The 12,519-nt window shown below is 63.6% G+C and carries 12 protein-coding genes; 6 read left to right on the forward strand and 6 right to left on the reverse strand.

The features are described 5' to 3' along the window. The first annotated feature begins 110 nt into the window (after positions 1–110). The 3 genes from sufT to CLAM6_RS05535 all read left to right on the forward strand — a co-directional run bounded on the left by sufT (position 111) and on the right by CLAM6_RS05535 (position 2,635). Positions 111–686, forward strand: a complete 576-nt coding sequence (gene sufT, locus CLAM6_RS05525) for a putative Fe-S cluster assembly protein SufT (RefSeq protein WP_153635362.1) — start codon at positions 111–113, stop codon at positions 684–686. Positions 687–940: 254 nt separating this feature from the next. Beyond that, positions 941–1,546 (forward strand): YceI family protein, encoded by a 606-nt coding sequence (locus CLAM6_RS05530; RefSeq protein WP_153635363.1) that lies wholly within the window; start codon positions 941–943, stop codon positions 1,544–1,546. Positions 1,547–1,684: 138 nt separating this feature from the next. Next, a complete protein-coding gene (locus CLAM6_RS05535; RefSeq protein WP_153635364.1) occupies positions 1,685–2,635 on the forward strand; it encodes a SanA/YdcF family protein in 951 nt (316 codons plus the stop codon). A gap of 105 nt (positions 2,636–2,740) precedes the next feature. On the opposite strand, the gene CLAM6_RS05540 is transcribed toward CLAM6_RS05535, so the two are convergent. The 4 genes from CLAM6_RS05540 to CLAM6_RS05555 all read right to left on the reverse strand — a co-directional run bounded on the left by CLAM6_RS05540 (position 2,741) and on the right by CLAM6_RS05555 (position 6,738). After that, positions 2,741–3,199: a hypothetical protein gene (locus tag CLAM6_RS05540; RefSeq protein WP_043335223.1), complete on the reverse strand. Its 459-nt coding sequence runs from the start codon at positions 3,197–3,199 to the stop codon at positions 2,741–2,743. Positions 3,200–3,521: 322 nt separating this feature from the next. Next, positions 3,522–4,430, reverse strand: a complete 909-nt coding sequence (gene rimK, locus CLAM6_RS05545) for a 30S ribosomal protein S6--L-glutamate ligase (protein WP_043335225.1) — start codon at positions 4,428–4,430, stop codon at positions 3,522–3,524. 197 nt (positions 4,431–4,627) lie between these two features. Then, positions 4,628–5,137 carry an ATP-dependent zinc protease family protein gene (locus tag CLAM6_RS05550; protein ID WP_082388802.1) on the reverse strand — a complete coding sequence of 170 codons (510 nt, stop codon included), beginning with the start codon at positions 5,135–5,137 and terminating at the stop codon, positions 4,628–4,630. Between the two features lie 476 nt (positions 5,138–5,613). Beyond that, positions 5,614–6,738, reverse strand: a complete 1,125-nt coding sequence (locus CLAM6_RS05555) for a DUF3549 family protein (RefSeq protein WP_153635365.1) — start codon at positions 6,736–6,738, stop codon at positions 5,614–5,616. A 780-nt stretch (positions 6,739–7,518) separates the two neighbouring features. Between CLAM6_RS05555 and CLAM6_RS05560 the strand changes: the two genes are divergently transcribed. The 3 genes from CLAM6_RS05560 (at position 7,519) to CLAM6_RS05570 (ending at position 9,836) form a co-directional block, all read left to right on the forward strand. Continuing rightward, a complete protein-coding gene (locus CLAM6_RS05560; RefSeq protein ID WP_197738747.1) occupies positions 7,519–8,253 on the forward strand; it encodes an amino acid ABC transporter substrate-binding protein in 735 nt (244 codons plus the stop codon). 147 nt (positions 8,254–8,400) lie between these two features. Further along, the gene (locus CLAM6_RS05565; protein ID WP_043335389.1) at positions 8,401–9,075 is read left to right on the forward strand and encodes an amino acid ABC transporter permease; all 675 of its coding nucleotides are present in this window, start codon (positions 8,401–8,403) and stop codon (positions 9,073–9,075) included. Then, a complete protein-coding gene (locus CLAM6_RS05570; RefSeq protein ID WP_153635367.1) occupies positions 9,072–9,836 on the forward strand; it encodes an amino acid ABC transporter ATP-binding protein in 765 nt (254 codons plus the stop codon). The genes CLAM6_RS05565 and CLAM6_RS05570 overlap by 4 nt, the downstream gene beginning before the upstream one ends. 202 nt (positions 9,837–10,038) lie before the next feature. On the opposite strand, the gene CLAM6_RS05575 is transcribed toward CLAM6_RS05570, so the two are convergent. Continuing rightward, positions 10,039–10,305, reverse strand: a complete 267-nt coding sequence (locus CLAM6_RS05575) for a late competence development ComFB family protein (protein WP_054556810.1) — start codon at positions 10,303–10,305, stop codon at positions 10,039–10,041. A gap of 199 nt (positions 10,306–10,504) precedes the next feature. Further along, on the reverse strand, positions 10,505–12,493 hold the full coding sequence (locus tag CLAM6_RS05580) for a cation:proton antiporter domain-containing protein (RefSeq protein ID WP_082388800.1): 1,989 nt from the start codon (positions 12,491–12,493) through the stop codon (positions 10,505–10,507). Between the last annotated feature and the right edge of the window lie 26 nt (positions 12,494–12,519).

Below are 12,519 nucleotides of genomic sequence, written 5' to 3' on the forward strand. Positions count from 1 at the left end.
GCCTCATTGGTATCGGCACTTGCCAGGGGATGTTGTCACCCGCACGTCTTGAGTGAACCAACAGAATTCACGAGCCGCATGCCTGTCATGCGGCTCGGCAAGGAGAGGGCATGAGCCACACTGAAGACCAGCTGGCCAGCCTCGGCAAGGGCCAGAAGATGCCGTTGCAGCGGGACGTGGAGGGCATCTCGGTACCGTTCGGCAAGTCGGTGACCCTGCACGAGGACTCGGTGGTCGAAGTCATGCAGGCCAAGGGCAGCACCGTCAGCGTCGCCTTCGAGGGTCGCATGTACCTGATCGAGAGCTTCAGCCTCGATGCGCTGGGGCTGGACGCCGTGCCGCGTCCGCATCTGCCTGCCGGCCAGAGCGATGCCGACATCGAGGCCTTCGTCTGGGCCCAGCTGCGCACCTGCTTCGACCCCGAGATCCCGGTCGACATCGTCGAGCTGGGGCTGGTCTATGGCTGTCGTATCGACACCCTGATCAGCGGCGAGAAGATGGTCAATCTCAAGATGACGTTGACCGCGCCGGGCTGCGGCATGGGCAACGTGATCGCCGAGGACGCCAAGCGCAAGATTCTTGGCGCCGAGGATGTCTCCAAGGTCCATGTCGAGATCGTGTTCTCGCCTGCCTGGTCGCGCGAGATGATGAGTGAGGATGCCCGCCTGGAACTGGGCATGTTCTGAACATCATCAGCGCCCCTTAGTCGTCTGCTGTTGTCGCCCTTTATTGTCTGCGGCCCCCTGGAGGCCTTGCATGGCCGTCAGTCGCAGTAACACTTGGGCGAGATGCAGCAAACGCAACCGGATGGGCGGGAACCTCTCGTCCATCCGGCTATCCAATTCACGTTGCTGAGCGTCCGGGCAAGTTGCTGCCTCGGGCCGCGTCGGCACGTCCGTTTGACGGTTTCCGTATCACCTGCCTCAAGGAAGACTCCCCAATGCGATTCCAGACTGCGCTGCGCACCCTGACCGCCACCCTGATCCTGAGCACCGCTGCCAGCGCGCAGGCCGCCTGGAAGCTGGATGGCGATGTGTCACAGCTGAGCTTCCAGACCACCAAGATGGCCAAGTCGGGCGCCAGCACCGTCGAGACGGATGCTTTCACCTCCTGGCGGGCGCGCGTCAATGACGCCGGTCAGCTGTCGGTGGAGATCGACCTCGACTCCGCCAGTACCGGCATTGACATTCGTGACCAGCGCGTCAGCGAGAAGCTGTTCGAGTCCGGCACCTATCCGTTGGCCGTGATGACCGCCAGTCTCGACATGCCGACCCTCAAGGTGATGGAGCCGGGTGATACTCAGAAAGTGGATGTCGAAGGCCAGCTGACGCTGCACGACAACACCCAGAACCTGCCGATGAGCCTGCAGGTGACACGCCTGCGTGGCGATCGCTGGCTGGTGCAGACCCTCACGCCTGTGATGGTCGACGCTGAGCAGTTCGCGCTGGTTGATGGCATTCGCACCCTGCGTGACCTGGCCGGGCTTGGCAACATCGCGACCCAGGTGCCAGTCAACGTCAAGGCCGTGATGGTGCAGGAAGACTGAGCGGAGTCACCCGCATGCGTGGCCGGGGAACAGTCAGTGCTGGCAGAGCCTCGGCCGCTTGGGTAGGCTGGGCGCTCATGCCTGCACGATGTGACGGTAACGGCAGGAAAGACAGGCAGGGATGGGCGTGAGGAAGAGATGCAGCGAGTGATCATGCGGGCTGGCTGGACCATCGTCGGTCTGCTGGCCGCCGGTGCAATGACGGTGGTCGGGCTCAACCTCTGGGTCGTGATGGCAACGCACGATCGCATTGCCACGTCACCGCTGACCTGTCAGAGCCGTGAGGTGGGGATCGTGTTCGGCACCTCCCACGGCCTGGTGGGCGGGGGCAGCAATCCGCACTATCAGGCGCGCCTCGATACCGCCGCCCAGCTCTACCGCCTGCGCCGCGTTTCCAACCTGCTGCTCTCGGGAGACAACCGCACGCGTTACTACAATGAGCCGATGACCATGTGGCGTGATCTGCGAGCACGCAACGTGCCGCAGGAGTTCATGACGCTCGATTACGCGGGCTTCTCCACCTTCGATACCCTCGTGCGAGCGCACAAGGTCTTCGGTGTCGACGAGGCGGTGCTGGTCACCCAGCCGTGGCACCTGCCGCGCGCGCTGTTCATCGCCGATGCACTGGGTCTGGAGGCGGTGGGCTGTCCGGCCATCTCCGAGCGCCAGCCGCCGGGGCTCAAGCTGATGCTGCGCGAGTGGCTGGCCCGTGCGGCGACAGTGGGTGATCTCTACCTGTGGGGGCGCAAGCCGCGCTTCCTCGGGCCGCAGGAGTCGCTGCCGACGCCGGTGTTGTCATCGCACTCATCATCGCATCCCTCATCATCTCACTCCTCAGACAAGCACGTGATGTCGACGCGAGAGGACTCCGTGACAGCCGGAGCAGGGCAGCAGGCCGCTCCCAATCGTGATGTGGCGGATGGAGTGGAAGTGGCGGATGGAGTGGATGTGACGGATAAAGAGAATGCTGCCGACACGCCGGACCCGCATGCCCTCGCGCGTCAGGCGCAGGCAAGCCTGCTGGCCAGTCTGCCCGGAGTGAAGCAGGCATTGCTCCAGTGGCTGCCTGTCAGGTCTGATACGAACTAGCCGCGCATTGGCCTCGTCAGACGCACAAGGTCAACACGAAAACGCCCCGCACTTCCTTTGGAAGGCGGGGCGTCTTGCGTTCACGGCCTGGCGGCGGGCAGGTGGCTAGCCGGCGCGGCGGCGGGCGGCCTGACCTGTCTGGTGACGGTACAGCTCGCGGATCAGATGGCGGCAGTTGTGGAAGATGCCTTCCAGTACCTTTTCCATGCTGTCAGGCAGTGGATGCGTGAAGGCGGTCGAGCAGGCCTGCATCAGGACGCGTTCCTGTTCGAGCAACTCGTTGATCAGCACCTGATTGTCATTGCCGACGATGCTCTTCAGGCGACTCCATAGCCACATGTAGTCATCGCGCTCGACATCGGCGTCGCGCGGCATCAGGCTCAGATGCTTGCGTGTCTCGACTTCCAGGGCCTGTTTGAGCTCGACACGGCTCGCATAGAAGGGCTCGAAGGCCTTCAGGAGCGCGGGACGCAGCCGTTCGGCGTTATCCTCGAAATAATCAAGACTGTCTGCCAGGGCTTCCTGGACGCTATCCATCGCCACCTGGCGATTGTCGAGAAACATGGGCGGTCACCTCCTCCGTCAGAAGAGATTGTGCGGGTGAAAACAGTGTTTTTCTACCCCTGAAGGGCAGAAAGTCAGGATATTTATTCCCGCACTGTCAATCCCTGCAGTTTACGACAATACAATGACGTTCTGGTGACGATCATCGTTGCCTTTCAGGCGCTGGCCTTGCCCTGTTTCCATCGCTCACGCTTGTGCACGCGCGGCCATCTGACCCAGAGACGCCAAGGGTGCAGTCATGACGACCTGCACCCTTGATCAAGCGTTGCGCGCAATGCTCTCAGGCTTCAGCGCTAAGGCTCAAGCCCTCAGCCCTCAGCCCTTAGCCCTTGGGCTTGGGCGGAATCTTCTTGGCCGGCGCGGCGGACTTGGCGATGTGATCGATGATCAGACCGGCGATGTCCTTGCCGGTGGCCGTCTCGATGCCCTGCAGGCCCGGCGAGGAGTTCACTTCCATGATCACTGGGCCATGATTGGCGCGCAGCAGGTCGACACCGGCGACGGACAGGCCCATGGCCTTGGCGGCGCGGATGGCGGTGGAGCGCTCTTCCGGCGTGATGCGGATCTCGCTCGCGGTGCCGCCACGGTGCAGGTTGGAGCGGAACTCGCCATCGGCCGCCTGACGCTTCATGGACGCCACCACCTTGTCACCCACCACCAGGCAGCGGATGTCGGCGCCACGCGCTTCCTTGATGTATTCCTGCACCATGATGTTGGCTTTCATGCCCATGAAAGCCTGGATCACGCTCTCGGCGGCCTGGTTGGTCTCGGCGAGTACCACGCCGATGCCCTGGGTGCCTTCCAGCAGCTTGATGACCAGCGGCGCGCCCTTGACCATGGTGATCAGGTCGGGGATGTCATCCGGCGAATGCGCGAAGCCGGTGACCGGCAGGCCCAGCCCCTTGCGCGACAGCAGCTGCAGGGAGCGCAGCTTGTCGCGTGAGCGGGAGATGGCCACGGAATCATTGACCACGTAGGTGCCCATCATCTCGAACTGGCGCAGCACGGCGCAGCCATAGAAGGTGACCGAGGCACCGATGCGCGGCACGACCGCATCGAAGTGCTCGATCTCGGCACCCTTGTAATGGATGGACGGGCGGTGCGAGGCGATGTTCATGTAGCAACGCAGCGTGTCCACCACGCGCGCGGTGTGGCCACGTGCCTCGGCGGCCTCGATCAGGCGACGGGTGGAGTAGAGGCGTGAGTTACGCGACAGGATACCGATATGCATGAAATCCTCCGGAGCCGAATGGGCCAGACAGAGATAGGAATGAATCAGAAGAAGACTGACGTGATGCCCGTCAGGAGGCGTGGTATTCGCCGGTGAAGCCTTTGTCGAATCGAGGCGTCACGCGATGCAGATGGCACCGGGGCCAGCGTCTTGAGGCGAGATGCCGAAGCATGCCGCCGCGCGCCTGGCTGGTGCCGTCAGGGTTCGCCGTGCAGATAGGCGGCGCCCGGTGCGACCAGCAGGCGACGCAGGGCACGGCGCCCCAGCAGAATGGGGTGACGCATCTGGGAGCGGTCCACCAGCGTCATGTCGATATCGTAGTCGAGCCCGGCCAGCTTCATGCGCGAGCGAATCGCGTAGCGCCACTCGGCCTGACCATTGGATGAGCGCACGCGGCGGCGATCATGCACCGGCGTCTCGACCGTATGCGGCGGGGAGTCGCTACCGCCGGTCCGGGTGATGAAGCGAACCCACAGATCATCGTTATGTTCGAAGACCTCGATGCTCTCGGCATGCAGCGCACTGGAATGCGCACCGGTGTCGATCTTGGCATTGAGGTGCAGCTTGAGTTCCGGCAGCTCGATCAGCTCACGCCGACCCACCACGCCCCGCGGACGAAAGCCCAGCAGGTCATGATTCAGTGTCTTGAGATCGAGGGGCGGTGCCTTGTCGATGTGATGACGCGAAGTGTTCTTGTGATGCGACATGTTTCATCCTGAATCAGAGGGCGTGAGCGAAGCGGGCAGCGGCTCACGGCATGAAGACACCGGGCAGGCGCGGCACAGCGTAATGTGCGTTGCCGGCATGGCGGGGTAATGGCCAGGCGGGCGCGCAGCATAGTCACTTAACGTACTGACAGCAATCCTTGCTGAAGCCTCTTTTTTCGCCTCACGAATCGGAGATGACGGTGGCGCTGGCAACGCCCGGCAAAACCGCCCCGGGCACGCGGTCATGGCACGCGGTGATGGCGCGCTTTCATCGCCGTCAGACGCCTCGCTTGCGGGCGCTGGGCAAGTCACCCACGGCCACAGGCGCGGGTGGCATCGTGCAACTGGCGCGTCGCAACTTGCCCTGTTCACCGGTGCCGATCAGCCCCGATTCCACGACTCGATCAAGTGTCCGATCAAGTGTCGTGGGTTATGCGCATGATCTCAAGCACTGTCACCTGTGGGCATGCCCGGCGTCAATGACGCGGGGCAGGATTGCCGGTATCGGCCTGGCGAGTTAGGGCGGCGAGCGCCTGACCCAGCGGACTGTCCGCGCTTGCATTGCGCAGCGTCATCAGCACCGGCAGACGCAGACGCGGAATCAGGGCGAGGTCGCGGGCCAGGGCAGCGAAGTTGGCCTGCGGGCAGCTGGCCAGGCGGGTCAGGAAGGCCGGCAGACGTTCGGCATCTTCCAGGTGGGCGTAGCCGCGCGCGGCGATTGCGACCAGCACGTCGACATTGACGGCCTCGTCGTCGGCCAGCAGGGCATCGATCCACTCCGCCGCCGCAGGCCGTGGGCTGGCACCGGCGGCCCGCAGGCAGGCGCACAGCGTCTCCAGGTCCCCCAGGTCACGCGCGGCCTGGCCACGCGCGATCAGGGCGGAGAGCAGCTCGGTCTCGTATTCCTCCGGCAGCTGGCCAGCCAGCTGGGCATGGGCGGGCGGCGCCTGCTCCAGACACAGCGCGATGGCGCGCAGCGGCGTATCCGGCAGGTCAGCCAGACGCTGCACGAAGGCGGCGGCAAGCTCGCCGGACAACTCGCCGCGTCGTGTCAGCACGTCGGCAATGCCCTGCAGGCCCAGTGACGGCCAGTCATCCAGCGGTAGCTGGGCGGTGAGATACTGCTCGGCGAGCTCGTAGTACTGGCTGGCAGGGCGGTCACAATCGAGGCTGGCGCGGGCGTGCAGCATGGCGCGCAGGCTGTCATCCGGCGTGAAGGCCAGCGGGTTGTCCTGCATCAGGTTGTCGATCTTGCCTGCCTCGGCCTGCTGGAGATCAGGCCGGCCGACGGTCAGCGCCGTCTGACCCAGCGTCGTGATCAGGCGTTCGAGGAAGGCGTCGCGTTGCGCGGGAGACAGACGGCCTTCCTCATCCAGCGGCAAGGCCAGAAACCACACCAGCGGATCGTCGAGCCCGGCCGGACGGAACACGCATGCCAGGCGTGCCTGGCCCTTGAAGGGCTGCTCCCACGGCTGCTGTTCGGTCTCGAAGGCTTCGAGTTGCTCAAGACTGAGCGGCGCCAGGGTGCGACCCAGGTGATAAAGGTGCAGCTCGGCGCCGGTGCGTGTGAAGAAGTTGCTCAAGGAAGAGAGAGGAGTCATGAGGCTCACCACGGCTGTGTCTCCGCCACGCCTCGGCTTGGCGTGTGGAAGAACGGAAGAAAAGAGTCTTGTCGAGCATCATTGCCAGGCGTGGCATGTGTCGTTGAGTGACAGCTGCCGGCGCGTGACATGTGCCTGAGCATGTCTGGAATGGCAGCGACTTTAGCGATTCACCGGCTGTCATGCCACCCGCTGGCGTGTGATGGCGGCCAGAGGGAAGAGGGCGACCTGATCCTATTATGGCCGCTCTTTCGGCCCGTAACGGCTTGACAGATTACGCGGCACCTCAAGTCCCGCTGAGCGTTTTGCAGGTTGATGATTTTTTGATCAATTTTCGTCATCCCACGACTGGCGTGGCTTGCAGCGTGACCGAGGCGGGTTATCCACAGCATCGTCCACGGATGGCGTGAATAACTGTCATCCACTTGTCGTCAGGCTGACATCTAGCGCTGCAGGTAGCCCAGACGGCGTCACTGGCCCGCCATGACAGGCATGCTAGAATCGCGCTCATTGACAGAATTGCTGTCTTATTCCTTCTGGTTATGTCCTTAAGGGATGAAATGATTGGGAATGCGGGGCAGTCCCGTTATCCTATACAACCAAATCACATATAAAAGGCTGTGCTTATACCTGTTCTGTTGGCTAGACATCCGCGATCAGCCGAATGTCAGCGACCGTCCAGCGCCAATGGCTCAGTCTTGCGATCCACGAGGAATCCCGATGCGCCAATCACGTTCGCTCGCAGCTGTCTTCTCTTCTACCGCTCTCAAGGGCGCCGTGATGGCTGCCGCGCTGGGCGCGACCACCCTGGGCAGCCTGGCGGCACAGGCTGACACCCTCAAGGTCGGCATGTCGGGCGGCTACTTCCCGTTCACCTTCGTCAAGCAGGACAAGCTGCAGGGCTTTGAAGTGGATGTCCTCAACGCCGTCGGCGAGATCACCGGCGACGACATCGAATTCGTGACCATGAGCTTCTCCGGCCTGATCGGCTCGCTGGAAGCCGGCCGCATCGACACCGTGGCCAACCAGATCACCATCACCGATGCACGCCAGGCCAAGTTCGCCTTCACCCAGCCCTACGTCTACGACGGGGCTCAGGTGGTCAAGCGTCGCGGCAATGACGAGATAACCGGCGTCGAGTCCCTCAAGGGCCACAGCGTGGCGGTCAACCTGGGCTCCAACTACGAAGCGCTGATGAAAGAGCTGCCGTACGCCGACCAGATCGACATCAAGACCTATGAGTCCAACATCGAGCAGGACACCGCTCTGGGCCGTGTCGATGCCTTCGTGATGGACCGCGTCAGCGCAAGCCAGGTGATCCAGAAGACGCCGCTGCCGCTGGAACTGGCTGGCAAGCCGTTCTCGCGTCTGGAGAACGCACTGCCGTTCCGCAAGGACGCCGAAGGCGAGGCCAAGCGTGACGAGGTGGATGCCGCGCTGACCGAGCTCAAGGAAAATGGCCGCCTGGCCGAGATTTCCAACAAGTGGTTCGGCAACGACATCACCACGCCTTGAACATTGCTTGCTGCGCCCTGATACAAGGGCGCATGCCAGGATGTCATGTGCAAACGGGGTGACGGCTTGACCGTCGCCCCGTTGTCGTCATGTCGACGGGTGTCTTTCCAGACCCTCAGCCAAGCCCCCAGCCTGTCCGGATAACGAATGGATACTCTCAATATCGATTACATGCTTGGCCTGTTGCCGGTCATGCTCAAATACCTGCCACTGACACTCAAGATGGCCTGTATCGGCATGGTGGCCGCGCTGGTGCTGGCCTCGCTGTTGGCGGTAGTGCGGGTGCTCAAGGTGCCGGTGCTGAATGCGCTGACCATCGTGTTCATCTCCTTCTTCCGCGGCACGCCGCTGCTGGTGCAGTTGTTCCTGTTCTACTACGGCCTGCCGCAGGTGATGGCGTTCCTGACCCAGATCGATGGCGTCACCGCGACGATTCTCGGCCTGACGCTGCACTTCTCGGCCTACATGGCCGAATCCATCCGCGCTGCCATCGTCGGGGTCGATCGCAGCCAGACCGAAGCGGCGCTCTCCATCGGCATGACCAATGTCCAGCTGATGCGACGCATCGTGCTGCCCCAGGCGGCCCGCGTGGCGGCCCCCACGCTGATGAACTACTTCGTGGACATGATCAAGTCCACGTCGCTGGCCTTCACGCTGGGGGTGACCGAGTTGATGGGCGCGACCCAGAAGGAAGCGGCCAGCAGCTTCCTGTACTTTGAATCCTTCATCATGGTGGCCATCGTCTACTGGGTGATGGTGGAAGGGCTGTCCTTCGTGCAGCGCTGGATGGAGAAACGTCTCAACAAGGCCTATCAGCGATGATTGCAGCCAGAAACCTGGTCAAGAAATTCGGCGGGCAGGCCGTACTCGATGGCATCACTCTGGAAGTGAAGCAGGGTGAGATCATCGTCGTCATCGGCCCGTCAGGCACCGGCAAGTCCACGCTGCTGCGCTGCATCAACTTCCTCGAGCAGCCCGATGGTGGCGAGATCCAGATCGGCGAGCGCAAGGTCGAGGCTACACGCGCCAGCCGTCACGACATTCTCGGTCTGCGTCGCAGCAGTGCCTTCGTGTTCCAGAACTATGCGCTGTTCGCCAACAAGACGGCGCTGGAGAACATTGCCGAGGGCCTGATCGTCGTCAACGGCTGGCCCAAGGCCAAGGCGCACCAGCGAGCGCGCGAGATTCTCGAGCGTATCGGCATGAGCGAGAAGGCGGACGCCTTCCCGGCGGCTCTGTCAGGCGGTCAGCAGCAGCGTATCGGCATCGGGCGCGCCATGGCCGCCCAGGCCGAGGTGATCCTGTTCGATGAGCCGACCTCGGCACTGGACCCGGAATGGGTCGATGAGGTGCTGGAGCTGATGAAGCAGCTGGCGGTCGAGCGCCAGACCATGATCGTGGTCACCCACGAGATGCAGTTCGCGCGGGAAGTCGCCGACCGCGTCATCTTCATGGAAGGCGGGCGTATCGTCGAGCAGGGGCCGCCGAGTCAGCTGTTCAGCGCGCCGAAGGATGACCGCACGCGCGCCTTCCTGCGCAAGGTGCTGGATGAAGTGCCGCCGCAGTGCGCCGAGGGCATCTGATACTGCCCGGTTGAGGTAATGCCCCTCAGGTCACGTGAGGTAACGCCTCGGGCAGTACCTGCGACAGACACAACGGCCACCGCGATATCCATCGCGGTGGCCGTTGTCGTTTCGCTGGCGGTGATCATTAATCCGTTTCTGGTGTTGCAGGGCGCGTTCAGGGCGCGTTCAGGGCGACGCTTCATGGGGCCGCAGCGTGTGGCTAGCCGTGGCGGGGCATCGAGCGCACCTTGTCGAAGGCTTCCTGAAGCGCCATCGAGACGCGCTCTTCCAGCAGCTCCTGCTCGGCGGGTGCCATGTAGAACGCCATGTCGACGTCGTGGCGGATATAGCGGGGCGCCAGCTGATTGAGCGCGATGCAGGCCACGTCTTCGCGGCTGTCGACATCCATGGCGTGGCTATCGGGATGCAAGCGCAGCTGGTCGAGCACCAGCTGCTCCATGTAATTGTGTACGCCTGCGCTTTCCATGTGTATTGCCTCCTGGTGATGGGTGCTATCTCCCATGCAGGGCCGTGCCCCCTGACATGTCGATCCCTTCAGTGTGCTCATCAGTATGTTCATCCGAGCTGACTCTCTGTGACGCTCTCCCTCCCGCACGCCAGCTCGGTTGCTGGCGGCAGGACAGCAGGCGGCGGAGTCTTGGGTGTCGCCTGCCGCTCAAGGCCTGTCAGCCGGTCAGCAGGCGGGTTTCCGCCTCTTCAATATGATCAGCCAATCCCGATAATACCAGTGTATCGCCACACGCCAGCGTCAGGTCGCCGGTGGGTTCTTCCAGGTTCTCGCCACTGGCGCGCACCACGCGTGAGACGAGAATGCCGCACACTTCCGGCAGGGCGATGTCGTCCAGTCGCCGGCCACAGGCCCAGGCATCGGCGGTCAGCGTCAGTGGGTGTCGTCGCAGCAGCGGGTTGCCGCGTTTGTCGGTCAGCTGGGACTGCTGACCATGGAAATAGCCATGCAGCATGCTGTAGCGCGCCTCACGCGCATTCTGGATCGAGCGCGCCACGCGCCGGAAGGGCACCTCGAGATTGACCAGCACATGCGAGACCAGCATCAGCGAGCCCTCGAGTACCTCGGGAATCACCTCGGTGGCCCCGGCGGCCTTGTAGGTCTCGAGGTCCGCGTCATCCTGGGTGCGCACCAGCACCTTGAGGTTCTCGAGTTCCAGCGGCTGGATGGCGCGCAGAATGGCCAGCGCATGCGAGAGCTGATTGACGGTGATCACCACCTGACGGGCGCGCTCGATACCGAGCGCGCGCAGGATTTCCAGACGCTGAGCATCACCGAACACCACCGGCTCACCGGCGCTGGCGGCCTCGTGGACGCGGATGGGGTCGGCATCGATGGCGATCCACTCAAGTTTCTCCTGAGTGAGAAATCGCCCCACCGTCTGGCCGACACGCCCGAAGCCGCACACGATGACATGGCCACTGAGCGGGGCGGTGGCGGCGCTCAGCTCCGCGGTGGTGTGCGGGTTCTCCTGGGTGGGCGTGGTGGAGCGACACAGGCGGCGCGTCAGCTGCTGGTTGTGGCGAATCAGGCTTGGCGTGACTACCAGCGAGCCGATGATGATCGCCACCACCAGGCCGACGGTCTCGTTGTCCATCAGGCGTTGCTGACTGGCCAGGGCCAGCAGCGCGAAGCCGAATTCGCCACCCTGGGACAGCACCAGGCCAGTGCGCAGCGCGCTGTCCAGCGGGCGGCCGGAGAGGCGCGCCAGTCCGGTGATCAGCAGTGCCTTGGTCGCCAGCAGGCAGGCCACGCCGATGACGACCCAATACCACTGGGCCAGCAGCACCTGCGGGTCCAGCAACATGCCCACCGAGACGAAGAACAGCCCCAGCAGGATGTCGCGGAAGGGCCGGATGTCGGCCTCGATCTGATGGCGGAAATGGCTCTCGCCGAGCATCATTCCGGCCAGGAAGGCGCCCAGCGCCATCGACAGGTGCAGGCTGTGGGTCAGCCAGGCGGAGAACAGCGCCACCAGCAGCACGGTGAGCACGAACAGCTCTTCCGAGCGCGCGCGCGAGATTTCCTGGAACACGAACGGCAGCACCCACTTGCCGATCATCAGCATCACCGCCACCAGCCCGAGCCCCTTGATGAGCATCAGGCCCAGGTCGCTGAGCAGCTGGCTGCCATCGCCGGCCATGGCCGGAATCAGGATCAGGAACAGCAGGGCGGCGAGATCCTGGAACAGCAGCACGCCCACGGCGGCGTGGCCGTGGGGGCTGTCCAGTTCATTCCAGCGCGCCAGTTCCCGCGTAACGATGGCGGTGGAGGAAAGCCCCAGTGCACCGGCCGCGACCAGCGCCGCCGCCGGTGACAGGCCAAGCGCCGAGCCCAGTGCCCAGAACAGGCCACTGCATACCGCCACCTGACAGGCACCCAGCCCGAACACCGTGGTCTTGAGGGCGCGCATCCGCGGCACCGAGAATTCGAGGCCGAGCGAGAAGAGCAGAAACACCAGCCCGAATTCCGACAGGAAGGCGAGTTCTTCCGGGCGACCGATCCAGCCCGCCAGATGAGGGCCGACCAGAAAGCCGACCGCCAGATAGGCCAGCACCGGCGGCAGATGCAGGCGGCGGAACAGCGCCGCGGCCACTACCGAGGCTCCCAGCAGTATCATCACATCATTGAACAGCGTGTCTGCCATGCGGCCTCCTGGCCTTCCGTGAGCAT

The sequence above is a fragment of the Cobetia sp. AM6 genome, assembly GCF_009617955.1.
Lineage (GTDB): Bacteria > Pseudomonadota > Gammaproteobacteria > Pseudomonadales > Halomonadaceae > Cobetia > Cobetia amphilecti.

Excerpts from the sequence above, each read along its gene's own strand:
- sufT (WP_153635362.1), top strand. The coding sequence starts at position 111 with ATGAGCCACACTGAAGACCAGCTGGCCAGCCTCGGCAAGGGCCAGAAG.
- CLAM6_RS05530 (WP_153635363.1), top strand. The coding sequence starts at position 941 with ATGCGATTCCAGACTGCGCTGCGCACCCTGACCGCCACCCTGATCCTG.
- CLAM6_RS05535 (WP_153635364.1), top strand. The coding sequence starts at position 1,685 with ATGCAGCGAGTGATCATGCGGGCTGGCTGGACCATCGTCGGTCTGCTG.
- CLAM6_RS05540 (WP_043335223.1), bottom strand. The coding sequence starts at position 3,199 with ATGTTTCTCGACAATCGCCAGGTGGCGATGGATAGCGTCCAGGAAGCC.
- rimK (WP_043335225.1), bottom strand. The coding sequence starts at position 4,430 with ATGCATATCGGTATCCTGTCGCGTAACTCACGCCTCTACTCCACCCGT.
- CLAM6_RS05550 (WP_082388802.1), bottom strand. The coding sequence starts at position 5,137 with ATGTCGCATCACAAGAACACTTCGCGTCATCACATCGACAAGGCACCG.
- CLAM6_RS05555 (WP_153635365.1), bottom strand. The coding sequence starts at position 6,738 with ATGACTCCTCTCTCTTCCTTGAGCAACTTCTTCACACGCACCGGCGCC.
- CLAM6_RS05560 (WP_197738747.1), top strand. The coding sequence starts at position 7,519 with ATGGCTGCCGCGCTGGGCGCGACCACCCTGGGCAGCCTGGCGGCACAG.
- CLAM6_RS05565 (WP_043335389.1), top strand. The coding sequence starts at position 8,401 with ATGGATACTCTCAATATCGATTACATGCTTGGCCTGTTGCCGGTCATG.
- CLAM6_RS05570 (WP_153635367.1), top strand. The coding sequence starts at position 9,072 with ATGATTGCAGCCAGAAACCTGGTCAAGAAATTCGGCGGGCAGGCCGTA.
- CLAM6_RS05575 (WP_054556810.1), bottom strand. The coding sequence starts at position 10,305 with ATGGAAAGCGCAGGCGTACACAATTACATGGAGCAGCTGGTGCTCGAC.
- CLAM6_RS05580 (WP_082388800.1), bottom strand. The coding sequence starts at position 12,493 with ATGGCAGACACGCTGTTCAATGATGTGATGATACTGCTGGGAGCCTCG.